Below are 22,625 nucleotides of genomic sequence, written 5' to 3' on the forward strand. Positions count from 1 at the left end.
TAGTTAGTCTGGGCCATATCCGCACTCGACTGGTACGTCTATGGTGACCGCACAGTTTTAGTGCACAACTCCCTGGACCGAATCAGATTTGTTCACTACTCTCAGATCGTTTTACCCAACAGGCGATTTGGGCCTGCGTCCAGGCTATCGCGGTCGATAAGGATAGAGGTACTTTTTCGCTGTCCCTTGAGGTGCGGCTCGCATTGCGACTTGGGCGGGGCCCAGAGAGAAAACTCCAACCAACCCAGGGGATTTAATAATGATAAAAACTCTCCGTTATCTGGCCCCGGCGTTTGCCGCCGGTCTGTTTGCCTTCGGCGCCAACGCCCACGCAGAACCTGGCGACTACGGTTTCTGGGATACCATCGGCAACCTGTTCGACCCGCCCGACGCCAACGCGCCGGTGACTCCGGAGCAGGCCCAAGGCATGTATCCGCTGGCTCTGCACGACCCGAATTTCAACGACGACTTCGACCCCGGCGATTACGACAACTGGCAGAAAGTGGATGTGCCGGCCAGCACCGGAGCCATGTGCGGCAATGGCTCGCCCTACAAGTTTTTCGTCTACCGGGTGCCGGATACCAGCAACACTATCTTCTATTTCGAGGGCGGTGGTGCCTGCTGGGATTATGAAAGCTGCTCCGGCGCGGACGGTATTCGCGGCGCTCGCAACCCCAACGGTATCCCCGACAATTACGTGCAGAATATCAACCTGCTGGATTTTGAAAACTCGGCCAACCTGGCCACCGCAGCGGTATCCCCACTGATCTATACCCACCACCCCTATAACCGGTTCAAAACCGGCGAATGGAATCTGGTGTATGTACCCTACTGCACCGGTGACATCTATGTCGGCGACAAAACTGAAATTTACCAGGACCTCACCGGCGAGAACCCGGACTTGGTATGGCACCACAACGGTGTGCGCAATGTGCAGGCGGTGACTTCCTGGGTGAAGAACAACCTGCAGAAACCGAAACAGATGGTGACTGCGGGCTGCAGCGCCGGCAGTATCGGTGCGCTGCTGAACTACTCCAAGCTGCGCGCGGATATGAATGTGGATTACGGCTACCTGATCGACGATTCTGGCCCACTCTACCGGGCCCCGCTAAACAGTAACGACAGCAATAGCTATCCGTCTCTGCCGTTGCACAAGAAAGTACTGAGTTCATGGACCACTTTCACTGCCGGCGGCGATCCCAGTGACGTCAATCCGGTCAATATGCTCGCCAGTATTACCCCGGGATTTGACAGCAACGAACTGGCCTCGCTCTACCCAAGCCTCTCCAACAAGTTCCCCGATGATCGCCTGGGCATCACCCACTTCCTCGCCGACGGCAATTTCTCGTCCTATTCCTACGAGCGTTTCCACGACGATATTTACAACGACCCGGACCCGGAATCGCGCTTGAACAAGTTGCGCGAGAAGTGGCAGCAGGACACCCACAGCAACCTGATCCCGTTACTCGAGCAGACCGGCAACTGGGGCTACTACTTTCCCATGTACCGGGATTTCAACGAGAGCCACTGCACCACCATTCTCGACCTGGAGTATGGCGAGATCGCCGAGCAGGGGCTGGTATTGCGGGATTTTCTCAACAATATCGTGAACTACCAGGGTGGCAGCATGATGCGTGCCTACGAAACGGACCAGGTTTCCGATTTCGAGAACAACCACAACTGGTTTTACGACCTGGTGGGAGGACTGCTCTGATCCAGTGATCAATTGCCAGTGAACGATGCGGAGCGACGGCATTGCGCGGTCGCTCCGCAATCACTGTTCATTGATACGCTTTTTCCCGGGCTTCCTGCAGTCGCCTGCGCAGGTATTCCTGTTTGCTCATACTGTCGGGGAAAGTGGTCATCTGCTGTACCTCGCGCACTATCTGCGCTTCCATTTCCTTGTATTCGGCAAATCCCGGTACGTCCTCATAAGGATCGTACTCCTCGGCACTCTGTTGCGATTTCTGCCGGTAACTCTCCACCAGCTCACCGGCGGCTCGATCAAATTCCGACTTGCTGGCGCTGTTGCGCTCCAGCCAGGCCAGTTTCAGCGCCATCGCCTCGTAGGCCATTATGCGGCCCTCGGCCTCGATGGCCTCGATCAGCTGCCAGCTCTCCTCTGCGCTCAGTTCGCCGCTGTTGCTGAAGTAGTCCTGTAGCGACCGCTTGTCCTTTTCCCGTTGGAAATAGCGCTGCACCCGCGGATCGGACAGCAGGCTGGACAGGTCTTCCCGACCCTGTTTGGCGGGGCTGGGGTCGGAATCGTCGGCGACGGTGACTTCCGTGGGGATATCGGCGCTGCTCTGCGCGGGGGAAAAGAAATATCGCCAGGTGGCGACGCCTGCGCCCAGGGCCAGGGCGATAACAACAGATAGCCGGATCTTATTATTCATTGTTGCTGCTTCCGTTATTGGCGGTAACGGGAACAGTGTAGCCATTCCAAGGAAATGCACAAAGTGCGTCAGGCAGCTGCGCGTACGAGCAGCCCGTGACCGCGATCTGGCTTCTACACCTACCAGAGTCCGATCGCGGCCATGGGCCGCTCCTACAAGGTGAAGTTCGAGTCCCGGGTTCCCAAAATTGCTACACCCAGTTGAGCTTTTGCTCGTCCACCGTTTTATCCGCGCAGGGGGTATTCTTAGGCGGCACATAGCCCACGCGGGCTTCCACCGGCAGACTGCGCTTTTCCCAGTTGGCCACCGCCTCGGCACAAAGCCGGCGCTGCTCGTCGGTGATAGCGGCGCCGTTGGGCCATTTGCCCAGCTCAATGGCGCGTTTCAGGCTACCGATTATCTGTGGATTGAGATTGTTGAGCAGTTGCTGGAAAGACATGGGGGCCCAATACCTCGGATATCAAATGCGCACAAAAGCGCCGGGGAGCGCTTTTCGTCAGCTTTAGTTGACCCGCGAGGTGAAGCACAGGGATGTGCTTCACACAAAAAAGCCGGTCTCAGACCGGCTTTTCTGTGCGGGACGCCGGAGCTTACGCTTCGGCGGTTTCAGCCGTGTCTTCTTCGACCTGGGGGCGGTCTACCAGTTCGACATAGGCCATTGGGGCCTTGTCCCCGGCACGAAAACCGCACTTCAGGATGCGGATATATCCGCCAGGACGGGCTTCGTAGCGCGGGCCCAGTTCGTCGAACAGCTTGCGCACGGCATCCTTGTCGCGGATACGGGCGAAAGCCAGCCGGCGATTGGCGACACTGTCCTTCTTGGCCAGGGTGATCAACGGCTCGGCAACGCGGCGCAGCTCCTTGGCTTTCGGCAATGTGGTTTTGATCAGTTCGTGCTCCACCAGAGAGGCGGTCATGTTCTTGAACATGGCCTTGCGGTGAGCGCTGGTACGGCTGAATTTACGGCCACTATAGCGATGACGCATGACTCAATTCCTTACGACTTCAATTGCCTTCGCGGCAAGTCGTTCTGGCGCGGTAAAAACCGCTGAAGTTAATTCTTTCGCGGCCAGAGGCCGCTACTGCAATATTTAATAATGTTTACAGGGCGCTCAGCTTGCTGTCGCCTTTGAGGCTGGCCGGCGGCCAGTTCTCCAGACGCATACCCAGGGACAGGCCACGGGAAGCCAGGACATCCTTGATTTCGGTCAGGGACTTCTTGCCCAGGTTCGGAGTCTTGAGCAGTTCTACCTCGGTGCGCTGAATCAGGTCGCCGATATAGTAGATGTTTTCCGCCTTCAGACAGTTGGCCGAACGCACGGTCAGTTCCAGGTCGTCCACAGGGCGCAGCAGGACCGGGTCCACTTCCTCTTCCTTGGATTCCGGCTGGGCCTCTTTCTCGCCTTCCAGGTCCACGAACACTGCCAGCTGCTGCTGCAGGATAGTGGCGGCGCGGCGAATAGCCTCTTCCGGGTCCAGGGTTCCGTTGGTCTCCAGGTCCAGCACCAGCTTGTCGAGGTCGGTGCGCTGCTCCACACGCGCGGACTCCACACTGTAGGCCACACGCCGAACCGGGCTGTAGGAGGCGTCCAGCTGCAGACGGCCGATCGCGCGGGTTTCCTCTTCCTCGTCGCGGCGGGCGTCGGCGGGCTGGTAGCCCCGACCGCGCGCTACGGTCAGGCGCAGGCTGAGTTCCACGTCGCCGGTGATATTGGCGATCACGTGCTCGGGATTCACGATCTCGATGTCGTGATCCACCTGGATATCTCCAGCTGTCACCGCACCCGGGCCCTTCTTGCTCAGGTTCAGTACCGCCTGGTCCTTGCCGTGCATCACAACGGCGATTTCCTTCAGGTTGAGCAGGATTTCAATCACATCCTCCTGTACACCTTCAATCGCGCTGTACTCGTGCTCGACACCGTCGATTTCCACCTCGGTGACGGCACAGCCCGGCATGGAAGACAGCAGGATGCGACGCAGGGCGTTGCCCAGAGTGTGGCCGAAACCACGCTCCAGGGGCTCCAGAACCACTTTGGCGTGGTTCGGGTTGTACTCGGTGACGTCAATACGACGCGGTGTCAAAAACTCGTTGACAGCAGTCTGCATAGCCATACCTGTTTACAGTTACTTTGCCTTAAGTGGAACTAGGTCTTACTTGGAGTAGAGTTCCACGATAAGGTTTTCGTTGATCTCTGCCGGCAGGTCCACACGATCCGGAACGCGCTTGAAAGTGCCCTCCAGTTTGCTCGCGTTGACGTCTACCCACTCGACGTCGCCACGCTGGGCGGCGAGGGAAACGGAATGCTGGATACGCATCTGCTTTTTGGCTTTCTCGCGTATGGAAATCACATCACCTTCCTTAACCTGGTAGGAAGGGATGTTCACAGCGCTGCCGTTGACCAGAATCGCCTTGTGGGAAACCAGCTGGCGCGCTTCGGAACGGGTGGAACCGAAACCCATGCGGTACACCACGTTGTCCAGGCGTTTCTCCAGCAGTTGCAGCAGGTTTTCACCGGTGGCGCCCTTCAGGCGCGCCGCTTCCTTATAGTAGTTGCGGAACTGCTTTTCCAGTACGCCGTAGATACGGCGAACCTTTTGCTTCTCGCGCAGCTGTACGCCGTAGTCGGACAGACGGCCGCGACCTGCGCCGTGCTGGCCGGGTTTGGCTTCTGCGCGACATTTGGAGTCGTGCGGGCGAACGCCGCTTTTCAGCTGCAGATCGGTACCTTCCCGGCGGGAAAGTTTACATTTTGGTCCAATATAACGTGCCATTTTGTCAGCCCCCTGTTACACGCGACGTTTTTTGGGCGGACGGCATCCATTATGCGGAATGGGCGTCACGTCGGTGATGTTGGTGATCTTGAAGCCACAGTTGTTCAGTGCGCGAACCGCTGATTCGCGACCGGGGCCGGGGCCCTTGACTTCAACGTCGAGGTTTTTCAGGCCGTACTCCTGAGCGGCAACACCTGCGCGCTCGGCGGCAACCTGGGCTGCAAACGGCGTGCTCTTGCGAGAGCCGCGGAAACCGGAACCACCCGAAGTGGCCCAGCTGAGGGTGTTACCCTGGCGATCGGTGATCGTTACGATCGTATTGTTAAACGATGCGTGGACGTGGGCAACACCGTCGACAACGGTCTTTTTGACCTTCTTGCGAACAGTAGTTTTTGGCTTGGCCATACCTGTATCCTAAATCCTGTATCAAATCCCTCCTCTCAAGGAGAGAGGGCTTGTGAAAACCGCGAGTGCGCTTTACTTGCCCAAAACCTATTTACGAATGGGCTTGCGCGGACCCTTGCGGGTGCGGGCGTTGGTCTTGGTGCGCTGGCCGCGAACCGGCAGGTTGCGGCGGTGGCGCAGGCCCCGGTAGCAGCCCAGGTCCATCAAACGCTTGATGTTCATGGACACTTCGCGGCGCAGGTCGCCCTCAACGGTGAGCTTGGCAATTTCACCGCGGATGGATTCCAGCTGCTCTTCGGAGAGGTCGCGGATCTTGGTGGATTCAGCGATACCGGTCGCTGCCAAAATAGACTTCGCCGTGGTGCGACCGACCCCGAAAACATGGGTCAGGGAGATCACGGCGTGCTTGTGGTCTGGTACATTGACACCAGCAATACGTGCCATAGAGGCATACTCCACGTATTGGGAGCCACTACTTTATTAATCAAGAGCGTGGCTCTACTTAAATTCGGCGCTGACAGCGACTAAAAAACCGGCGGCGCCACCAAAAAGGCGCGCAAGAATAGCTTTTCAGACACTAAATTGCAATAGCCCAACGCCCTCCGCCTCTGGCGGAGGGCGTAATGGACGACAGTCAGCGCCCCCTTTTCGATATCGTCCAGCCAGCCGGCCTTCCGATATCCACCGCCCGCCTGGAAGGGCTTGCGGCGTCGCCGGTTATCGCGGGGCGGCGATAGCCGGCTAATTCTTCCTGTAGGAGCGGTCCATGGCCGCGATCGGACTCTGATCGCGGCCATGGGCCGCTCCTACACTGGCGGGCCTTGCGGTCCGCCTGCCGAGCGGGAACTCGGCGCCAGCTTAGCCCTGTCTCTGCTTGTGGCGCGGATCGGTACTGCAGATTACTCGCAGAACACCTTTGCGGCGCACGATTTTGCAGTTACGGCAGATCTTTTTTACAGAAGCGCGTACTTTCATGACCTTACCTCAATTCAATCAAACTGCTCGCCGGTGTACCGCAATTAGCGGCGACCATAGCTCTGCAGGTTCGCCTTTTTCATCATTCCTTCGTACTGGTGGGACAGCAGATGTGACTGCACCTGTGCCATAAAGTCCATCACTACCACTACAACGATCAGCAGCGAAGTACCACCCAGATAGAAAGGTACGTTCAACCCCACCACCAGAAACTGCGGCAGCAGGGAGACCAGTGCGATATACACGGCACCCACCAGGGTCAAGCGAGTCAGCACGCTGTCGATATAACGCGCGGTCTGCTCACCCGGGCGGATACCTGGCACATAGGCACCGGATCGTTTCAGGTTGTCCGCCACTTCATTGGGGTTGAACATCAACGCCGTATAGAAGAAGCAGAAGAAACCAATCAGGCCGGCGAACAGGATAATGTTCAGCGGCTGCCCCGGCCCCAAGGCCAGTGCCAATTTCTGCAGTATCTCCGCACCTAGGCCCTCGCCTCCCTGGCCGAACCACTGCGCCAGGGTGGCGGGAAACAGCAGGATGCTGCTGGCGAAGATCACCGGGATAACACCGGCCATGTTCACCTTCAGCGGCAGATGGCTCGACTGGGCAGCCGGCGCCGCCGAGTAGCGCCCCGCCTGACGGCGGGCGTGGTTGATGGTGATCCGGCGCTGGCCGCGTTCCATCACCACCACAAAGTACACCACGGCGACAGCGACAAAGCCGATGGCCAACAGCAGCAAAATGTGCAGTTCGCCTTGCCGCGCCTGTTCGAAAGCCTGGCCGATAGCACTCGGCAGACCGGCGACGATGCCCGCAAAAATCAGCATGGAAATGCCGTTGCCTACACCTCGCTCGGTGATCTGCTCACCCAGCCACATCATGAACACCGCACCGGTCACCAGGGACGTCACCGCCACAAAGTAGAAACCGAAGGCCGGCTCCGCCGAGTAGGACAGATTCTGTCCCGCCAGGCCGAAGGTCATGCCGATACCCTGGATCAGTGCCAGCACCACCGTCAGGTAGCGGGTGTACTGGTTGATCTTGCGCCGACCGGCATCCCCCTCCTTCTTCAATGCTTCCAGAGAGGGCGTCACCGCGCTCATCAGCTGCATAATGATGGAGGCGGAGATGTAGGGCATGATGCCCAGCGCCAAGATACTCATACGCTCCAGGGCGCCGCCGGAGAACATGTTGAACATCCCCAGGATAGTGCCCTGGTTCTGGTTGAACAGATTCGCCAGCTTCTCCGGATCAATACCGGGCACCGGAATATGTGTCCCCACGCGATACACCAGTATCGCGAGGAACAGAAAACGAAGGCGAGCCCAAAGCTCGCCCAATCCCTTGCTGTTGCCCAGGGAGTTTACGCCGGATCCTGGTCGTGCCATTGGGGCCTCGATTAGTCTTCTATTTTTCCGCCAGCGGCTTCGATAGCCGCCTTGGCTCCTTTGGTCAGCGCCAGACCTTTAACGGTTACCGCCTTGGTCAGTTCGCCGGAAAGAAACACCTTGGCGCGTTTTACGTGGCTGCCGATGATATCGGCATTCTTCAACGCTGCCAAATCGATGACATCGGCGTCCACCTTTGCCAGCTCGGCCAGACGCACTTCCGCAGTGACGCGGGAAACACGCGAGGTGAAACCGTACTTCGGCAGGCGCTTCTGCAGCGGCATCTGGCCGCCTTCGAAACCCGGACGCACAGTGCCGCCGGAACGTGCCTTTTGGCCCTTGTGACCGCGACCGGCGGTCTTGCCCAGGCCGCTGCCGATGCCGCGGCCGACGCGCTTGGCGCTGTGTTTGTGGCCTTCTGCGGGAGACAAGTCGTTCAAACGCATGTTATTCCCCCTCTACCTTAATCAGGTAATTGACTTTATTGATCATGCCGCGCACGGAGGGAGTGTCTTCCACTTCCACGGTGTGACCGATGCGGCGCAGTCCCAGACCGGCAATGCACGCCTGATGGTTCTTCAGACGACCGGCGATGCTTTTGACCTGGGTGACTTTAATGGTCTTCTTAGCCATGACTTTTCACTCAAAACGAATTCGACTTTGCCCTTGGCGGCCCTCGGCGCCGATCAGCCCAGGATTTCCTCGACGGATTTGCCTCGCTTGGCAGCGACGTCTTCCGGGCTGGACATCTCTTCAAGGGCACTGAAGGTTGCGCGCACCACGTTCACCGGGTTGGTGGAGCCGTAACACTTGGCCAGTACGTTGTGCACACCGGCCATTTCCAGTACAGAGCGCATGGCGCCACCGGCGATTACACCTGTACCCTGGGAAGCGGGCTGCATATACACCTTGGAACCGCCGTGGCGGCCGTTGGTAGCGTATTGGATGGTGTCGCCGTTCAGATCCACCTGGATCATGTTGCGGCGCGCCGCTTCCATCGCCTTCTGGATCGCCACCGGCACCTCGCGGGCCTTGCCGCGACCGAAGCCAACGCGGCCGTTGCCGTCGCCCACCACAGTCAGTGCGGTAAAGGCGAAGATGCGACCACCTTTAACAGTTTTTGCAACGCGATTGACCTGGACCAGCTTTTCCTGCAGGCCTTCGTCGTTGCTTTTGTCTTTCTCTCTAGCCATAACTCAACCCTTAGAATTTCAGACCGGCTTCGCGGGCAGCGTCAGCCAGGGCCTTGACGCGGCCGTGGTACTTGTAACCGCTGCGGTCAAAGGCCACCTGCTCAACGCCGGCCGCTTTGGCGCGCTCGGCGATCAGGGTGCCCACCGCCCCGGCGGCGTCGACGTTCCCGGTTTTCCCTGAGCGCAGGTCTTTGTCCAGGGTAGAGGCCGAAGCCAGTACCTTGTCACCGGCGGCAGACAGGATCTGTGCGTAAATATGTCGCGGTGTGCGGTTCACGGTCAGGCGAACAGCACCCAGCTCGCGGATCTTGGCGCGGGCACGGCGTGCACGACGCAAGCGAGATTGCTTCTTGACGTTCATTTCTATGTCGTCCTACCTAATTTGCCCTACTTCTTCTTGGCCTCTTTGCGATACACGCGCTCGTCGGCGTAGCGGACACCCTTACCCTTGTAAGGCTCCGGCGGACGGAATGCGCGGATCTCAGCGGCCACCTGGCCCAGCAGCTGCTTGTCGCTGCTCTTCAATACGATTTCAGTCTGGCTCGGCGTTTCCGCAGTCACACCTTCCGGAAGCTGATAATCGATAGGGTGGGAGAAGCCCAGGGTCAAGTTGACGGTCTTGCCGGACGCCTTTGCGCGGTAACCAACGCCGTTCAACTGCAGTTTCCTCTCGAAACCCTGGCTGACACCAACCACCATATTGTTGACCAGTGCGCGCGTAGTACCCGCCAGCGCCTTGGCCTGTTTGGAACCGCTGCGCGCAGCAAAAGTCAGCAGGCCTTCGGCCTCACTCACTTCCACATCGCCGTGAATTACCATGTTCAGGTTGCCATTTCCGCCTTTGACGGCGATATCCTGGCCTGACAGGTTCACGGTTACGCCCGCGGGGATTTTTACCGGATCATTTGCTACTCGAGACATACCAACCCCCGCTTAGAATACGGTGCAGAGCACTTCGCCACCAACACCGGCCTGACGCGCAGCGCGATCGGTCATCACCCCCTGAGAGGTGGAAACAATCGCGATACCCAGGCCACCACGTACGGTCGGCAGCGCTTTCTTGCCAGTGTAAGCGCGCAGGCCCGGGCGTGAAACCCGGTCCAGCTCGGCGATAACCGGCTTGCCCTGGAAGTATTTCAGGTCAATGGTCAGTTCCGGCTTGGCGTCTTCGCTTACCGCGTAATCGATGATGTAGCCTTCGTCTTTCAACACTTTGGCTACAGCAATTTTCAGTTTGGATGAAGGCAGGGTGACCGTCGCCTTTCCGCGTGCCAGGGCGTTGCGGATGCGAGTCAGCATATCTGCCAACGGATCTTGCATACTCATTTGTTACGACTCCTCAAGTCAGCCTTTACCAGCTGGACTTAACCAGACCGGGAACATCACCACGCATTGCCGCCTCACGCAGCTTGTTACGGCACAGGCCGAACTTGCGGTAGACAGCGTGGGGGCGACCAGTGATACGACAGCGGCGTTGCTGGCGTACCGGGCTTGCATCGCGCGGCAGTTTTTGCAGCTTGAGTTGAGCCTCCCACTGTTCCTCTTCAGAAGCAGTGGCACTGGCGATGATCGCCTTCAGCTCTGCGCGCTTCTGCGCGTACTTAGCTGCGGTTCGAGCGCGCTTTACTTCGCGCGCAATCATGGATTTCTTCGCCATGGATTCCTCTTAACCCTTGAAAGGGAAGTTAAACGCTTTCAGCAGCGCACGACCATGATCGTCGTTAGCCGCTGTAGTGGTAATACAAATATCCAGACCGCGGAGCTTGTCGACTTTGTCGTAGTCGACTTCCGGGAAGATGATTTGTTCGGTCACACCCATCGAAAAGTTGCCGCGGCCGTCGAACTGCTTCGGGCTGATACCGCGGAAGTCGCGGATACGCGGAATCGCGATATCGACCAGGCGCTCCAGGAACTCGTACATACGCTCACCGCGCAGAGTCACCTTGCAGCCGATCGGCCAGCCGTCGCGAATCTTGAAGCCCGCAATAGACTTGCGCGCGTTGGTCACGATGGGTTTTTGACCAGTAATTGCCGTCATGTCACTGACAGCGTGTTCCAGTACCTTCTTGTCACCAACAGCTTCGCCGACACCCATGTTGACGGTGATCTTGGTGATGCGCGGCACGGACATCACATTGTCGAGCCCCAGCTCTTCTTTCAGCTTGGGCGCGAGTTCTTTGCTGTAGAGCTCTTTAAGCCTTGCCATGATATCTACCTGATCTACTTAAGCGCCAACGGCTTCGCCGCTGGATTTAAAGACGCGAATCTTAGTGCCGTCTTCCAGTACTTTGAAGCCTACCCGGTCAGCCTTCTGGGTGTTCGGGTTGTAGATGGCAACGTTGGAAGCCTGGATGGCGGCTTCTTTCTCAACGATCCCACCGGCAACGCCCAGCTGGGGGTTCGGCTTCTGGTGTTTCTTGATCATCTGCACACCGGCAACAATCAATCGGCCGTCGTTCAGCACTTTGCGTACTGTACCGCGCTTGCCCTTGTCGCGACCGGCAATAACGATCACTTCGTCGTCACGCTTGATCTTGCGCATAACTCTGTCTCCGCTCGAAGGCCGTTAGATAACTTCAGGTGCCAGTGAGATGATCTTCATGAACTTCTCACCGCGCAGCTCGCGAGTCACCGGCCCGAAAATACGAGTGCCGACCGGCGCATGTTGCTGGTTCAGCAGCACCGCTGCGTTATCGTCAAATTTGATCAGGGAGCCGTCCGCACGGCGCACACCTTTTTTGGTGCGAACCACAACAGCATTCATTACCTGACCTTTCTTCACTTTACCGCGTGGAATGGCTTCCTTAACGGTCACCTTGATAATGTCGCCCACGCCAGCATAACGACGATGGGAGCCGCCCAGCACCTTGATGCACATGACGCGGCGAGCCCCACTGTTGTCAGCTACTTCTAAGTAGGATTCCGCTTGAATCATCGTCTCTCTCCGAAACTCTTCAATGCGCTAGGGGTTAAACCTTCGCCGCACGCTCTACAATTTTCTGCAAAGCCCAGGACTTGCTCTTGGACAGCGGACGGGACTCTTCGATGGTTACAACATCACCGATGCTGCAATCGTTGTTCTCGTCGTGTGCCTTCAGCTTGGTGGACTTGCTCACAATTTTGCCGTAGATCGGGTGCTTAACACGGCGCTCGATCAAAACGGTGATGGTTTTGTCCATCTTGTCACTCACCACCTTGCCAGTGAGTGTGCGCTTCAGTTCTGCTTCAGCCATGATTAATTACCTGCCTTCTCAGTCAACACAGTCTTAATGCGAGCAATGTCGCGACGAGCCTGCTTCAGCAGATGGGTCTGAGTCAGCTGACCGGTGGACTTTTGCATGCGAAGCTTGAACTGTGCTTCGAGTTGATTCAGCAGTTCCTGATTCAACTCTTCAACTGACTTTTCGCGTAGATCTGCAGTCTTCATTACATCACCGAACGCTTAACGAAAGTTGTCTTTACAGGCAGCTTGGCCGCAGCGAGCTCGAAAGCCTCGCGAGCCAGATCTTCGGACACACCCTCCATCTCGTAGAGAACCTTGCCCGGCTGGATCTGAGCCACCCAATATTCAACGCCACCTTTACCTTTACCCATCCGTACTTCGAGGGGCTTGTTGGTGATGGGCTTGTCCGGAAACACGCGAATCCAGATCTTACCGCCACGCTTAACGTGACGGGTCATTGCGCGACGAGCCGCTTCGATCTGGCGCGCAGTAATGCGCCCGCGACCGATGGCCTTGAGGCCGAACTCGCCAAAGCTCACTTTAGAGCCACGCTGGGAAAGACCGCGGTTGCGCCCTTTCTGTACCTTGCGGAATTTTGTACGCTTTGGTTGCAGCATCTGCGTACCCCTTATTTAGCAGCTTTCTTACGGGTCTTCTTCGGCTGCTCATCGGGAATTTCGTCACCGATGACTTCACCTTTGAAAATCCAAACCTTGATACCGATGATGCCGTAAGTGGTCATCGCTTCAGCGGTGGCGTAGTCGATATTTGCGCGCAGGGTGTGCAGCGGCACACGGCCTTCGCGATACCATTCGGTACGGGCAATTTCCGCACCGCCGAGACGACCGCTCACCTGAATCTTGATGCCCTCGGCGCCCTGGCGCATTGCGTTCTGCACCGCACGCTTCATGGCGCGACGGAACATCACACGACGCTCCAACTGCTGGGCAACGTTCTGGCCAACCAGAGCGGCGTCCAGGTCCGGCTTGCGCACTTCTTCAATGTCGATGTGCACCGGTACGCCCATCTGCGCGCTGACTTCGTTGCGCAGGCGCTCTACGTCTTCACCTTTTTTTCCGATCACGATACCCGGACGGGCGGTGTGAATGGTCACACGCGCAGTGTTCGCCGGACGTTCGATCTCGATACGGCTCACGGAAGCGTGAGCCAGTTTTTTGCGAATGTAATCGCGAACTTTCAGATCCGTGTACAGCTTGTCTGCGTACTCGTCGCTGCCGGCATACCAGACAGAGGTATGCTTTTTAACGATACCCAGACGAATGCCGGTAGGATGTACTTTTTGTCCCATGGTTTTCTCGCCTGCTCTCTTATTTCTCGGCCACTTTCACAGTGATGTGACAAGTACGCTTAAGAATCCGATCGGCACGACCTTTAGCACGCGGTTTGATGCGTTTCATGGTCATACCCTCATCCACAAAAATCGTGGAAACCTTCAGCTCGTCAACGTCGGCACCGTCGTTGTGCTCGGCGTTGGCGATGGCCGACTCTAGTACTTTCTTGACGATCGCCGCGCCCTTCTTCTGGCTGAACGCCAGGATGTCCAGGGCTTCCTCGACACCTTTGCCGCGAATCTGATCAGCCACCAGACGCGCCTTTTGCGCCGATAGACGAGCGCCGCGTAATTTTGCTGCTACTTCCATCGTTATAACCTCGGCTTAGCGCTTCTTCGCTTTCTTGTCCGCAGCGTGACCGCGGTAAGTGCGGGTAGCGGCGAACTCGCCCAGCTTGTGACCAACCATCTCTTCGTTGACCAGTACGGGCACGTGTTGACGACCGTTGTGCACGGCAATCGTCAGACCCACCATTTCCGGCATAACCATGGAACGGCGGGACCAGGTTTTAATCGGTCGACGATCATTGGCTGCAATCGCCGCCTCCACCTTTTTGATCAGATGAAGATCAATAAAGGGACCTTTCTTCAATGAGCGTGGCACTTTAGATTCCTCTTTGCTCTCTCAGTTTTGAAAAAGCCATCCTGACTTTTTCAAAAGACGCCGATTCCGGCGCATGTCAGTAATCGGCTTTCGCCAACTCGGCAACAAAGCTGCCGATTTGCGCCGGCACATCCTGTGCCGGTCACGGTATGCCGGGCTTATTTGCCGCGACGGCGTACTATCATCTTGTCGGTGCGCTTGTTCTTACGCGTTTTCTTACCCTTCGTGGGCACACCCCAGGGGGTTACCGGGTGACGGCCACCAGAGGTACGACCTTCACCACCACCGTGCGGGTGATCCACCGGGTTCATCGCCACACCGCGAACGGTCGGGCGAACACCGCGCCAGCGCTTGGCACCGGCCTTACCCAGCTTACGCAGGCTGTGCTCGGAGTTGCTCACTTCACCCAGGGTGGCGCGGCACTCGGACAACACCTTGCGCATCTCGCCGGAACGCAGGCGAACCGTTGCGTACTGGCCTTCGCGCGCCACCAGCTGCACAGAGGCACCGGCGGAGCGGGCCAACTGGGCGCCCTTGCCCGGCTTCAGCTCGAGACCGTGGATCACGGAACCCACCGGGATATTGCGCAGCGGCAGGGTGTTGCCCACAACAATCGGCGCCGCGTCGCCGGACTGCACGGTAGCACCGGCTTTCAGGCCTTTCGGCGCGATGATGTAACGGCGCTCGCCGTCTGCGTAGCAGACCAGGGCAATATTGGCACTGCGGTTCGGGTCGTACTCCAGGCGTTCAACCTTGGCCGGGATACCGTCCTTGTTGCGCTTGAAGTCGATAACACGGTAGTGCTGCTTGTGACCACCGCCGATATGGCGAGTGGTGATGCGACCGGCGTTGTTACGACCGCCGCTCTTGCTTTTCTTCTCTACCAGGGGAGCATAGGGCTCACCCTTGTACAGGTCAGGGTTTACAACCTTGACCAGGTGGCGACGGCCGGCAGAGGTCGGTTTACTTTTTACAATCGGCATTGCAACTGTCCCCTTACTTACGCCGTTACGTCGGCAGCTTCAAAGTTGATGTCGCTGCCTTCGGCCAGGCGAACGTAGGCTTTTTTCCAGTCGTTGCGACGGCCCATGCCGAAACGCGTACGCTTGGTTTTGCCTTTTACGTTCACGGTGCGAACCTGCTCGACGGAAACGTTGAACAGCTTTTCAACCGCGGCCTTGATCTCGGCTTTATCGGCATCGGTGGTGACCTTGAAAACCACTTGGTTGGCAGCGTCCGCCAATGCAGCAGCTTTTTCGGAAATTACCGGGCCGAGCAGTACTTTGTAGAGTCGCTCCTGCTTGTTCATCCCAGCACCTCTTCAATTTTCTTGAGCGCAGACACGGTAACCACGACCTTGTCGAAGCGGATCAGGCTGACCGGGTCAATGCCCTGCACGTCGCGCACGTCGATCTTGTGCAGGTTGCGAGAAGCGAGGTAGAGGTTCTCACTCACTTCTTCAGTGATTATCAGCGCATCCGCCAGGTCGAACTGAGCCAGCTTGCTCACCAGCTGCTTGGTCTTGGGCGCCTCCATTTCGAAGGACTCCACCACCACCAGGCGCTCCTGACGGGCCAGTTCGGAGAGGATGCAGCGCAGAGCGGCGCGGTACATCTTCTTGTTCAGCTTGACGCTGTGATCCCGCGGCTCAGCGGCGAAGGTTACGCCACCGGAGCGCCACAGCGGGCTGCGGATGGTACCGGCGCGGGCGCGACCGGTGCCTTTCTGGCGCCAGGGCTTCTTGCCGCCACCGGAAACGTCAGCGCGATTCTTCTGCGCCTTGGTACCCTGGCGGGCACCGGCCATGTAGGCCACTACCGCCTGGTGTACGAGATCCTGATTGAACTCACGTCCGAAAGTCACTTCAGAGACAGCTACAGTGCCTTTGGCGCCTTCGGGAGTAGCGATATTCAGTTCCATATCCATTTCCCCTCAGACTTAGGCTTTTACTGCCGGACGAACGATTACATCACCGCCGGGCGCACCGGGAACGGCGCCTTTAACCAGCAGCAGATTGCGTTCGGCGTCGACACGAACCACTTCCAGGTTCTGCACAGTTACACGCTCAGCACCCATGTGGCCGGCCATTTTCTTGCCTTTCCACACGCGACCGGGAGTCTGGCACTGGCCGATGGAACCGGGAGCGCGGTGAGACAGAGAGTTGCCGTGGGTTGCGTCCTGGGTACTGAAATTCCAGCGCTTAATGCCGCCCTGAAAACCTTTACCCTTGGAAGTGCCGGTTACGTCGATCTTCTGGCCGGCCTCAAAGCCGGAGACAGTGATTTCAGAACCGATTTCGAAGGTCTCCTCAGAGGCGTCGGTGCGCAGTTCGAAGAGACGAGTGCCGGCCTCAGTGTTGGCCTTGGCGAAGTGGCCCGCTTGGGGCCTGGAGACACGGGAAGCCTTACGCTTACCCACGGTCACCTGAACCGCGGCATAGCCGTCAGTTTCCACACTTTTCACCTGAGTGACGCGATTCGGGGCCACCTCGATAACGGTAACCGGAATAGAAGCGCCATCCTCAGTGAAGATGCGAGTCATGCCGCTCTTGCGGCCGACAATACCTATAGTCATCGTTTCAACCTCTCAGTGCACGGGGCTTTAACCCACTGCGGCCGCCCAGTTTCAGAGCGTTACACTACCCGGACCTTTTTCGCCCGGGATTCGGTAGTTAATTAAAAGAGTTAGCCGAGACTGATCTGAACCTCAACACCGGCCGCCAGATCGAGCTTCATCAGCGCGTCGACGGTTTTCTCGGTGGGCTCCACGATGTCCAGCAAACGCTTGTGGGTACGAATCTCGTACTGGTCGCGCGCGTCTTTGTTGACGTGCGGGGAAATCAGCACGGTGTACTTCTCTTTGCGAGTCGGCAGCGGAATGGGACCGCGAACCTGCGCGCCCGTGCGCTTGGCCGTCTCGACGATCTCCTGGGTAGACGTGTCGATCAGCTTGTGATCGAACGCCTTCAGGCGAATTCGGATGCGTTGACCCTGCATGGAATCAAACTCCAATCAAAACCAAAGAACGTCCCTTTGCGCAGCCCCGAGGGCGGGCGAAAAGGAGCGCGAATTCTACGGTCAGCGCTCCGGCCTGTCAACCGCCAACCAGTCTTGGTTTTGCACCGCCGGCGCGGCGTGAAACTACACTTGAAAGACGCCACTGCGAAACGAGGAGAAAAGACCGTGACCATAGCTGCAAGAGTGAGTCAGTATTTGCGCGACCAGTCGGTCGACTTCCAATTGGTCCAGCATCCCCACAGCCAGCGCAGCGCGGAGAGCGCACGCGCGGCCCGCGTCCGCGAAGACCAGGTGGCCAAAGCGGTGCTGCTCAAAGACGACCAGGGTTATGTACTGGCGGTGCTGCCCGCCAGCAGCAGCCTGGATATGCGCGCGGTGCACGATGAGACCGGCCGCAGACACCTGGAGATGGTGGAGGAAGGGGAGTTGAGCCGCGCCTTCCCGGACTGCGAGCTGGGCGCCCTGCCACCCCTGGGGCAGGCCTACGGCATCACCACCGTGCTGGACAACAGCCTGCGCCACCGCGACACCGTCTATTTCGAGGCCGGCGACCACGAGGAACTGGTGGAAATGGACGGCACGCGCTTTGCCAAGCTGTTCGAGGACTGCCAGAGCTGCGATTTGAGCAAGGACTGGCCGTAGAAAAAACGCCCAGCCACTTTTCAGCAACTGAGCGTTTTTTATCGGATACTCCAGGGCGGGCCTTTCGGCCCGCATGCGGAGCTGTGGAGCCCCGCGCACCGGCTTATTCGATGATCTTGGCTACCACGCCAGCACCAACGGTACGGCCGCCTTCGCGGATCGCGAAGCGCAGGCCTTCTTCCATGGCGATCGGGGCAATCAGGGTCACCGTCATCTGGATGTTGTCACCCGGCATTACCATTTCGGTACCTTCCGGCAGTTCACAGGCACCGGTTACGTCGGTGGTGCGGAAGTAGAACTGCGGACGGTAGCCCTTGAAGAAGGGGGTGTGACGGCCGCCTTCGTCTTTGGACAGGACGTACACTTCCGCCTCGAACTTGGTGTGCGGGGTGATGGAGCCCGGCTTGGCCAGTACCTGGCCACGCTCCACTTCGTCGCGCTTGGTGCCGCGCAGCAGGGCGCCGATGTTCTCACCCGCACGGCCCTCGTCGAGCAGCTTGCGGAACATTTCCACACCGGTACAGGTGGTGGTGGTGGTTTCCTTGATGCCCACGATTTGGATTTCGTCGCCGGTCTTGATGATGCCGCGCTCTACACGACCGGTCACTACGGTGCCGCGGCCGGAGATGGAGAAGACGTCTTCGATGGGCATCAGGAACGGCTGGTCCACCGCGCGCTCCGGCTCGGGGATGTACTCGTCCAGGGTTTCCACCAGCTTCTTGACGGCGGTGGTGCCCATTTCGTTGTCGTCTTCGCCGTTCAGCGCCATCAGCGCGGAACCGACGATGATCGGGGTGTCGTCACCGGGGAATTCGTACTGGTCGAGCAGTTCGCGCACTTCCATTTCCACCAGCTCGAGCAGTTCTTCGTCGTCCACCATGTCGGCTTTGTTGAGGAAGACCACGATGTAGGGTACGCCTACCTGGCGGGACAGCAGGATGTGCTCGCGGGTCTGCGGCATGGGGCCGTCGGCGGCGGAGCAGACCAGGATGGCGCCGTCCATCTGCGCAGCACCGGTGATCATGTTCTTCACATAGTCGGCGTGTCCCGGGCAGTCTACGTGGGCGTAGTGACGGGTCGGGGATTCGTATTCTACGTGGGAGGTGGCAATGGTGATACCGCGCTCGCGCTCTTCGGGAGCGTTATCGATCCCTTCGAAGGCGACTGCAGAGCCGCCCCAGACTTCGGCGCAAACGCGGGTCAGCGCGGCGGTCAGGGTGGTTTTACCGTGGTCTACGTGACCGATGGTGCCCACGTTCACGTGGGGCTTGGAACGTTCAAACTTTTCTTTTGCCACTGTCGTGTCCTCTATAGCTAAAAGTTTGTCAAAGAAGCCTCGAGCTGTGCACCTGTCGGCCGCCCGAGGCCTTTTGAGTCAAAGGTTGTTTAAGCCTTGGTTTTCGCGATGATCTCATCGGCTACGTTCTTCGGCGCTTCCGCGTACTTCAGGAACTCCATGGTGTAGGTGGCGCGGCCCTGGGTGGCGGAGCGCAAGTCGGTTGCGTAACCGAACATTTCCGCCAGCGGCACTTCCGCATTGACCACTTTGCCGGAGGGACTTTCGTCCATGCCCTGGATCAGGCCGCGGCGGCGGTTGAGGTCGCCGACCACGTCACCCATGTTCTCTTCCGGGGTCACCACTTCCACTTTCATCACAGGCTCCAGCAGTACCGCACCGCCCTTGGAGGAGAGCTGCTTGGTCGCCATGGAACCGGCGATTTTAAACGCCATTTCGTTGGAGTCCACATCGTGGTAGGAACCGTCGTACAGGCTTGCCTTCAGGCCCAGCAGCGGGTAGCCCGCCAGTACGCCGTTCTGCATCTGTTCTTCGATACCTTTCTGTACCGCCGGAATGTATTCCTTGGGTACCACGCCGCCCACGATTTCGTTGACGAACTCGAGACCTTCCGCGGACTCGTCCTCCGCCGGCTCGAAGCGCACCCAGACGTGGCCGTACTGGCCGCGACCACCGGACTGGCGCACGAACTTGCCTTCGATCTCGGAAGTGTTGCGGATGGCTTCGCGGTAGGCCACCTGCGGCTTGCCGATATTCGCCTCGACGTTGAACTCGCGACGCATACGGTCGACGATGATGTCCAGGTGCAGCTCACCCATACCGCCGATAATGGTCTGGCCGGACTCCTCGTCGGTCTTCACGCGGAAAGACGGGTCTTCCTGAGCCAGTTTGCCCAGGGCCACGCCCATTTTTTCCTGGTCCGCCTTGGATTTCGGCTCCACGGCAACGTGAATTACCGGCTCCGGGAACTCCATGCGTTCCAGCACGATCCTGCTGTTCTCGGCGCACAGGGTGTCCCCCGTGGTGACGTCTTTCAAGCCAATGGCCGCGGCGATGTCGCCCGCCAGCACTTCCTTGATTTCCTTGCGGTCGTTGGAGTGCATCTGCACCATGCGGCCGACACGCTCCTTCTTCATTTTCACCGAGTTGTACACCGCGGTGCCGCTCTCCAGCTTACCGGAGTAGACGCGGAAGAAGGTCAGGGTGCCCACGAAGGGGTCGGTGGCAATCTTGAACGCCAGCGCGGCGAACGGCGCATTGTCGTCCGCCTCGCGAGTCTCGACGGTTTCGCCGTCCTCCAGGGTACCTTCGATGGCACGCACTTCGGTGGGTGCCGGCAGGTACTCGATCACCGCGTCCAGCACTGCCTGCACGCCTTTGTTCTTGAATGCAGAGCCGCCCAGGACCGGAACGATCTCGTTGGCCAGGGTGCGCTGGCGGATACCGGCTTTGATTTCCTCTTCGGAAAGCTCGCCTTCCTCCAGGTATTTCTCCATCAGTTCTTCGCTGGCTTCCGCGGCAGCCTCCATCAGGAACTCGCGCATCTCTTCGCACTCGTCCTGCAGCTCGGCGGGGATGTCTTCGTAGGTGAAGGTCATGCCCATATCATCTTCGTTCCAGATGATGGCTTTCATTTTCACCAGGTCGACCACGCCCTTGAAATCGTCCTCGGCGCCGATGGTCATCTGCAGGGGTACCGCGTTGGCATTCAGGCGGTCCTTGAGCTGCTTGACCACGTTGCGGAAGTTTGCACCGGCGCGGTCCATCTTGTTCACGAAGACCATGCGCGGCACTTCGTACTTGTTGGCCTGGCGCCATACGGTTTCGGTCTGCGGCTGTACGCCGGAGGAACCGCACAGCACGACAACGGCGCCGTCGAGCACGCGCAGGGAGCGCTCCACCTCGATGGTGAAGTCAACGTGTCCGGGTGTGTCGATGATGTTGACGCGGTGCTGCTGGAACTGCTGCTGCATACCGGCCCAGAAACAGGTGGTCGCCGCGGAGGTAATGGTGATACCGCGCTCCTGCTCCTGCTCCATCCAGTCCATGGTTGCGGCGCCCTCGTGCACCTCACCGATTTTGTGGGACAGACCAGTGTAGAAGAGTACGCGCTCGGTGGTGGTGGTCTTACCGGCATCTACGTGGGCGCAGATACCGATATTGCGATAGCGTTCGATAGGCGTTTTACGTGCCACAGTTGTATCCTCGATATAACGGCAAAAGGCAGCCTGGAATTTCCGTGCTGCCTTTCGGTATTAATTTCCGATGGTGGTAATCATCAGACTCAGAAGCGGTAGTGAGAGAACGCCTTGTTGGCTTCCGCCATACGGTGCACGTCTTCACGCTTCTTGACCGCACCGCCCTTGCTCTGGGAGGCGTCGATCATTTCGTTGGCCAGGCGCTGGGCCATGGACTTCTCGCCGCGCTTGCGGGAGAACTCTACCAGCCAACGCATTGCCAGAGCCATGCGGCGCGAGGGACGCACTTCTACCGGCACCTGGTAAGTCGCACCACCAACGCGGCGGGACTTAACTTCCACCATAGGCGCAATGTTTTCCAGGGACTCTTCGAAAACTTCGATGGGGTCTTTGTTCAGTTTTTCAGAAACCATATCCAGGGCACCGTAGACGATGCTCTCTGCAACAGATTTCTTGCCGCTGATCATGACGTGGTTCATGAACTTGGCGAGGGTGACGTTCCCGAACTTGGGATCGGGCAGCACTTCGCGCTTGGCGACTACTCGTCTTCTTGGCATGGGATTGCCTCTCTTCAGGGTTACTCTGAGACGCCGCCGTAACTCAAATACTCATCGGCGAGCTCAGCCTTACTCCGGTTGGAAAACCGAAACGCAATGGGTCAAATAAAGGTCAATTAGCCTTTGGGTCGCTTGGCGCCGTACTTGGAACGGCCCTGCTTGCGATCGTTGACGCCGGCACAGTCCAGTGCACCGCGCACCGTGTGGTAGCGCACACCCGGCAGGTCTTTTACACGACCGCCGCGAATCAGTACCACGCTGTGCTCCTGCAGGTTGTGGCCCTCACCGCCGATGTACGAAGTCACTTCGTAACCGTTGGTCAGGCGCACACGGCAGACCTTGCGCAATGCAGAGTTCGGCTTCTTCGGTGTAGTGGTGTACACGCGAGTGCAAACTCCACGGCGCTGCGGGCTGGCCTGCAGGGCGGGAACGTCGCTTTTCTCGACTTTGCGTTTTCTCGGCTTACGAACCAACTGGTTGATCGTTGCCATTAAAAATCACTCCAAAAATAAAACGCCCCCACCTTCGAGAGCGGGGGCCCAATCGTCTGTGTGTGCTAGCTGCTGGCCTGAAAGCCAGGCAGCACACCCCACATAAGCGGGGG

General features: G+C 58.4%; 36 protein-coding genes. 2 read left to right on the plus strand and 34 right to left on the minus strand.

What is annotated here, in order from left to right; translation table 11 throughout:
- Positions 1-259 precede the first annotated feature (259 nt).
- Positions 260-1,714 carry a pectin acetylesterase-family hydrolase gene (locus PP263_RS12305; protein WP_308363809.1) on the plus strand — a complete coding sequence of 485 codons (1,455 nt, stop codon included), beginning with the start codon at positions 260-262 and terminating at the stop codon, positions 1,712-1,714.
- A gap of 67 nt (positions 1,715-1,781) precedes the next feature.
- Here PP263_RS12305 and PP263_RS12310 read toward each other — a convergent pair whose 3' ends face one another.
- The 30 genes from PP263_RS12310 to rpsJ form a co-directional block, all read right to left on the minus strand.
- The gene (locus PP263_RS12310; RefSeq protein WP_308363811.1) at positions 1,782-2,396 is read right to left on the minus strand and encodes a hypothetical protein; all 615 of its coding nucleotides are present in this window, start codon (positions 2,394-2,396) and stop codon (positions 1,782-1,784) included.
- A 190-nt stretch (positions 2,397-2,586) separates the two neighbouring features.
- Positions 2,587-2,835 carry a DUF1315 family protein gene (locus PP263_RS12315; RefSeq protein WP_308363812.1) on the minus strand — a complete coding sequence of 83 codons (249 nt, stop codon included), beginning with the start codon at positions 2,833-2,835 and terminating at the stop codon, positions 2,587-2,589.
- Positions 2,836-2,986: 151 nt separating this feature from the next.
- A complete protein-coding gene (gene rplQ / locus PP263_RS12320) occupies positions 2,987-3,382 on the minus strand; it encodes a 50S ribosomal protein L17 (protein WP_308363813.1) in 396 nt (131 codons plus the stop codon).
- A 115-nt stretch (positions 3,383-3,497) separates the two neighbouring features.
- Positions 3,498-4,502: a DNA-directed RNA polymerase subunit alpha gene (locus PP263_RS12325; protein ID WP_308363815.1), complete on the minus strand. Its 1,005-nt coding sequence runs from the start codon at positions 4,500-4,502 to the stop codon at positions 3,498-3,500.
- Between the two features lie 45 nt (positions 4,503-4,547).
- Positions 4,548-5,168 carry a 30S ribosomal protein S4 gene (gene rpsD / locus PP263_RS12330; protein WP_183462931.1) on the minus strand — a complete coding sequence of 207 codons (621 nt, stop codon included), beginning with the start codon at positions 5,166-5,168 and terminating at the stop codon, positions 4,548-4,550.
- Positions 5,169-5,183: 15 nt separating this feature from the next.
- Complete coding sequence (gene rpsK / locus PP263_RS12335) at positions 5,184-5,573, minus strand: 30S ribosomal protein S11 (protein ID WP_183462932.1); 390 nt, start codon at positions 5,571-5,573, stop codon at positions 5,184-5,186.
- Positions 5,574-5,660: 87 nt separating this feature from the next.
- Positions 5,661-6,017 (minus strand): 30S ribosomal protein S13, encoded by a 357-nt coding sequence (rpsM, locus tag PP263_RS12340; RefSeq protein ID WP_183462934.1) that lies wholly within the window; start codon positions 6,015-6,017, stop codon positions 5,661-5,663.
- Between the two features lie 414 nt (positions 6,018-6,431).
- Positions 6,432-6,548, minus strand: a complete 117-nt coding sequence (rpmJ, locus tag PP263_RS12345) for a 50S ribosomal protein L36 (protein WP_091516926.1) — start codon at positions 6,546-6,548, stop codon at positions 6,432-6,434.
- Positions 6,549-6,592: 44 nt separating this feature from the next.
- On the minus strand, positions 6,593-7,939 hold the full coding sequence (gene secY / locus PP263_RS12350) for a preprotein translocase subunit SecY (RefSeq protein WP_308363818.1): 1,347 nt from the start codon (positions 7,937-7,939) through the stop codon (positions 6,593-6,595).
- An 11-nt stretch (positions 7,940-7,950) separates the two neighbouring features.
- Positions 7,951-8,385: a 50S ribosomal protein L15 gene (gene rplO, locus PP263_RS12355; protein ID WP_308363819.1), complete on the minus strand. Its 435-nt coding sequence runs from the start codon at positions 8,383-8,385 to the stop codon at positions 7,951-7,953.
- A gap of 1 nt (position 8,386) precedes the next feature.
- Positions 8,387-8,572, minus strand: coding sequence for a 50S ribosomal protein L30 (gene rpmD, locus PP263_RS12360; protein ID WP_308363820.1), 186 nt, complete (start codon positions 8,570-8,572; stop codon positions 8,387-8,389).
- A 53-nt stretch (positions 8,573-8,625) separates the two neighbouring features.
- Complete coding sequence (rpsE, locus tag PP263_RS12365) at positions 8,626-9,132, minus strand: 30S ribosomal protein S5 (protein WP_308363821.1); 507 nt, start codon at positions 9,130-9,132, stop codon at positions 8,626-8,628.
- 10 nt (positions 9,133-9,142) lie between these two features.
- Positions 9,143-9,493, minus strand: coding sequence for a 50S ribosomal protein L18 (gene rplR / locus PP263_RS12370; protein ID WP_183462945.1), 351 nt, complete (start codon positions 9,491-9,493; stop codon positions 9,143-9,145).
- A gap of 26 nt (positions 9,494-9,519) precedes the next feature.
- Positions 9,520-10,053: a 50S ribosomal protein L6 gene (rplF, locus tag PP263_RS12375; RefSeq protein WP_308363822.1), complete on the minus strand. Its 534-nt coding sequence runs from the start codon at positions 10,051-10,053 to the stop codon at positions 9,520-9,522.
- A gap of 12 nt (positions 10,054-10,065) precedes the next feature.
- The gene (rpsH, locus tag PP263_RS12380) at positions 10,066-10,458 is read right to left on the minus strand and encodes a 30S ribosomal protein S8 (protein WP_308363823.1); all 393 of its coding nucleotides are present in this window, start codon (positions 10,456-10,458) and stop codon (positions 10,066-10,068) included.
- A 25-nt stretch (positions 10,459-10,483) separates the two neighbouring features.
- Positions 10,484-10,789 carry a 30S ribosomal protein S14 gene (rpsN, locus tag PP263_RS12385; RefSeq protein WP_183462951.1) on the minus strand — a complete coding sequence of 102 codons (306 nt, stop codon included), beginning with the start codon at positions 10,787-10,789 and terminating at the stop codon, positions 10,484-10,486.
- Between the two features lie 9 nt (positions 10,790-10,798).
- The gene (gene rplE, locus PP263_RS12390) at positions 10,799-11,338 is read right to left on the minus strand and encodes a 50S ribosomal protein L5 (RefSeq protein WP_183462953.1); all 540 of its coding nucleotides are present in this window, start codon (positions 11,336-11,338) and stop codon (positions 10,799-10,801) included.
- An 18-nt stretch (positions 11,339-11,356) separates the two neighbouring features.
- Positions 11,357-11,674 (minus strand): 50S ribosomal protein L24, encoded by a 318-nt coding sequence (rplX, locus tag PP263_RS12395; RefSeq protein WP_308363824.1) that lies wholly within the window; start codon positions 11,672-11,674, stop codon positions 11,357-11,359.
- A 24-nt stretch (positions 11,675-11,698) separates the two neighbouring features.
- Positions 11,699-12,067 carry a 50S ribosomal protein L14 gene (gene rplN, locus PP263_RS12400; protein WP_183462957.1) on the minus strand — a complete coding sequence of 123 codons (369 nt, stop codon included), beginning with the start codon at positions 12,065-12,067 and terminating at the stop codon, positions 11,699-11,701.
- Between the two features lie 34 nt (positions 12,068-12,101).
- The gene (gene rpsQ, locus PP263_RS12405) at positions 12,102-12,365 is read right to left on the minus strand and encodes a 30S ribosomal protein S17 (RefSeq protein WP_183462960.1); all 264 of its coding nucleotides are present in this window, start codon (positions 12,363-12,365) and stop codon (positions 12,102-12,104) included.
- Positions 12,366-12,367: 2 nt separating this feature from the next.
- The gene (rpmC, locus tag PP263_RS12410; RefSeq protein ID WP_193166393.1) at positions 12,368-12,559 is read right to left on the minus strand and encodes a 50S ribosomal protein L29; all 192 of its coding nucleotides are present in this window, start codon (positions 12,557-12,559) and stop codon (positions 12,368-12,370) included.
- The gene (gene rplP / locus PP263_RS12415) at positions 12,559-12,972 is read right to left on the minus strand and encodes a 50S ribosomal protein L16 (protein WP_073277504.1); all 414 of its coding nucleotides are present in this window, start codon (positions 12,970-12,972) and stop codon (positions 12,559-12,561) included. Before rplP ends, rpmC begins: the two co-directional genes overlap by 1 nt.
- Positions 12,973-12,983: 11 nt before the next feature.
- A complete protein-coding gene (gene rpsC / locus PP263_RS12420; protein ID WP_308363826.1) occupies positions 12,984-13,664 on the minus strand; it encodes a 30S ribosomal protein S3 in 681 nt (226 codons plus the stop codon).
- A gap of 19 nt (positions 13,665-13,683) precedes the next feature.
- Positions 13,684-14,016 (minus strand): 50S ribosomal protein L22, encoded by a 333-nt coding sequence (gene rplV / locus PP263_RS12425; protein ID WP_067087040.1) that lies wholly within the window; start codon positions 14,014-14,016, stop codon positions 13,684-13,686.
- Positions 14,017-14,031: 15 nt separating this feature from the next.
- Positions 14,032-14,310: a 30S ribosomal protein S19 gene (gene rpsS / locus PP263_RS12430; protein WP_067087044.1), complete on the minus strand. Its 279-nt coding sequence runs from the start codon at positions 14,308-14,310 to the stop codon at positions 14,032-14,034.
- A 158-nt stretch (positions 14,311-14,468) separates the two neighbouring features.
- Positions 14,469-15,293, minus strand: a complete 825-nt coding sequence (gene rplB, locus PP263_RS12435) for a 50S ribosomal protein L2 (protein WP_183462964.1) — start codon at positions 15,291-15,293, stop codon at positions 14,469-14,471.
- Positions 15,294-15,310: 17 nt separating this feature from the next.
- Entirely contained in the window at positions 15,311-15,619 is a 309-nt protein-coding gene (gene rplW, locus PP263_RS12440) for a 50S ribosomal protein L23 (RefSeq protein ID WP_183462965.1), read from the minus strand.
- Positions 15,616-16,230: a 50S ribosomal protein L4 gene (gene rplD / locus PP263_RS12445; RefSeq protein WP_308363828.1), complete on the minus strand. Its 615-nt coding sequence runs from the start codon at positions 16,228-16,230 to the stop codon at positions 15,616-15,618. The genes rplW and rplD overlap by 4 nt, the downstream gene beginning before the upstream one ends.
- An 18-nt stretch (positions 16,231-16,248) precedes the next feature.
- On the minus strand, positions 16,249-16,884 hold the full coding sequence (gene rplC, locus PP263_RS12450) for a 50S ribosomal protein L3 (protein WP_308363829.1): 636 nt from the start codon (positions 16,882-16,884) through the stop codon (positions 16,249-16,251).
- A gap of 110 nt (positions 16,885-16,994) precedes the next feature.
- Positions 16,995-17,306: a 30S ribosomal protein S10 gene (gene rpsJ, locus PP263_RS12455; RefSeq protein WP_066967210.1), complete on the minus strand. Its 312-nt coding sequence runs from the start codon at positions 17,304-17,306 to the stop codon at positions 16,995-16,997.
- Between the two features lie 186 nt (positions 17,307-17,492).
- Between rpsJ and PP263_RS12460 the strand changes: the two genes are divergently transcribed.
- The gene (locus tag PP263_RS12460; RefSeq protein ID WP_308363832.1) at positions 17,493-17,969 is read left to right on the plus strand and encodes a YbaK/EbsC family protein; all 477 of its coding nucleotides are present in this window, start codon (positions 17,493-17,495) and stop codon (positions 17,967-17,969) included.
- Positions 17,970-18,072: 103 nt separating this feature from the next.
- Here PP263_RS12460 and tuf read toward each other — a convergent pair whose 3' ends face one another.
- The 4 genes from tuf to rpsL form a co-directional block, all read right to left on the minus strand.
- Positions 18,073-19,266, minus strand: coding sequence for an elongation factor Tu (gene tuf / locus PP263_RS12465; protein ID WP_308363833.1), 1,194 nt, complete (start codon positions 19,264-19,266; stop codon positions 18,073-18,075).
- Between the two features lie 89 nt (positions 19,267-19,355).
- Positions 19,356-21,461, minus strand: coding sequence for an elongation factor G (gene fusA, locus PP263_RS12470; RefSeq protein WP_308363834.1), 2,106 nt, complete (start codon positions 21,459-21,461; stop codon positions 19,356-19,358).
- Between the two features lie 89 nt (positions 21,462-21,550).
- The gene (gene rpsG, locus PP263_RS12475) at positions 21,551-22,021 is read right to left on the minus strand and encodes a 30S ribosomal protein S7 (RefSeq protein ID WP_183463850.1); all 471 of its coding nucleotides are present in this window, start codon (positions 22,019-22,021) and stop codon (positions 21,551-21,553) included.
- Positions 22,022-22,137: 116 nt separating this feature from the next.
- Positions 22,138-22,512, minus strand: a complete 375-nt coding sequence (gene rpsL / locus PP263_RS12480) for a 30S ribosomal protein S12 (protein WP_067150990.1) — start codon at positions 22,510-22,512, stop codon at positions 22,138-22,140.
- Positions 22,513-22,625: the final 113 nt, after the last annotated feature.

Source organism: Microbulbifer sp. TB1203, from assembly GCF_030997045.1.
GTDB lineage: Bacteria > Pseudomonadota > Gammaproteobacteria > Pseudomonadales > Cellvibrionaceae > Microbulbifer.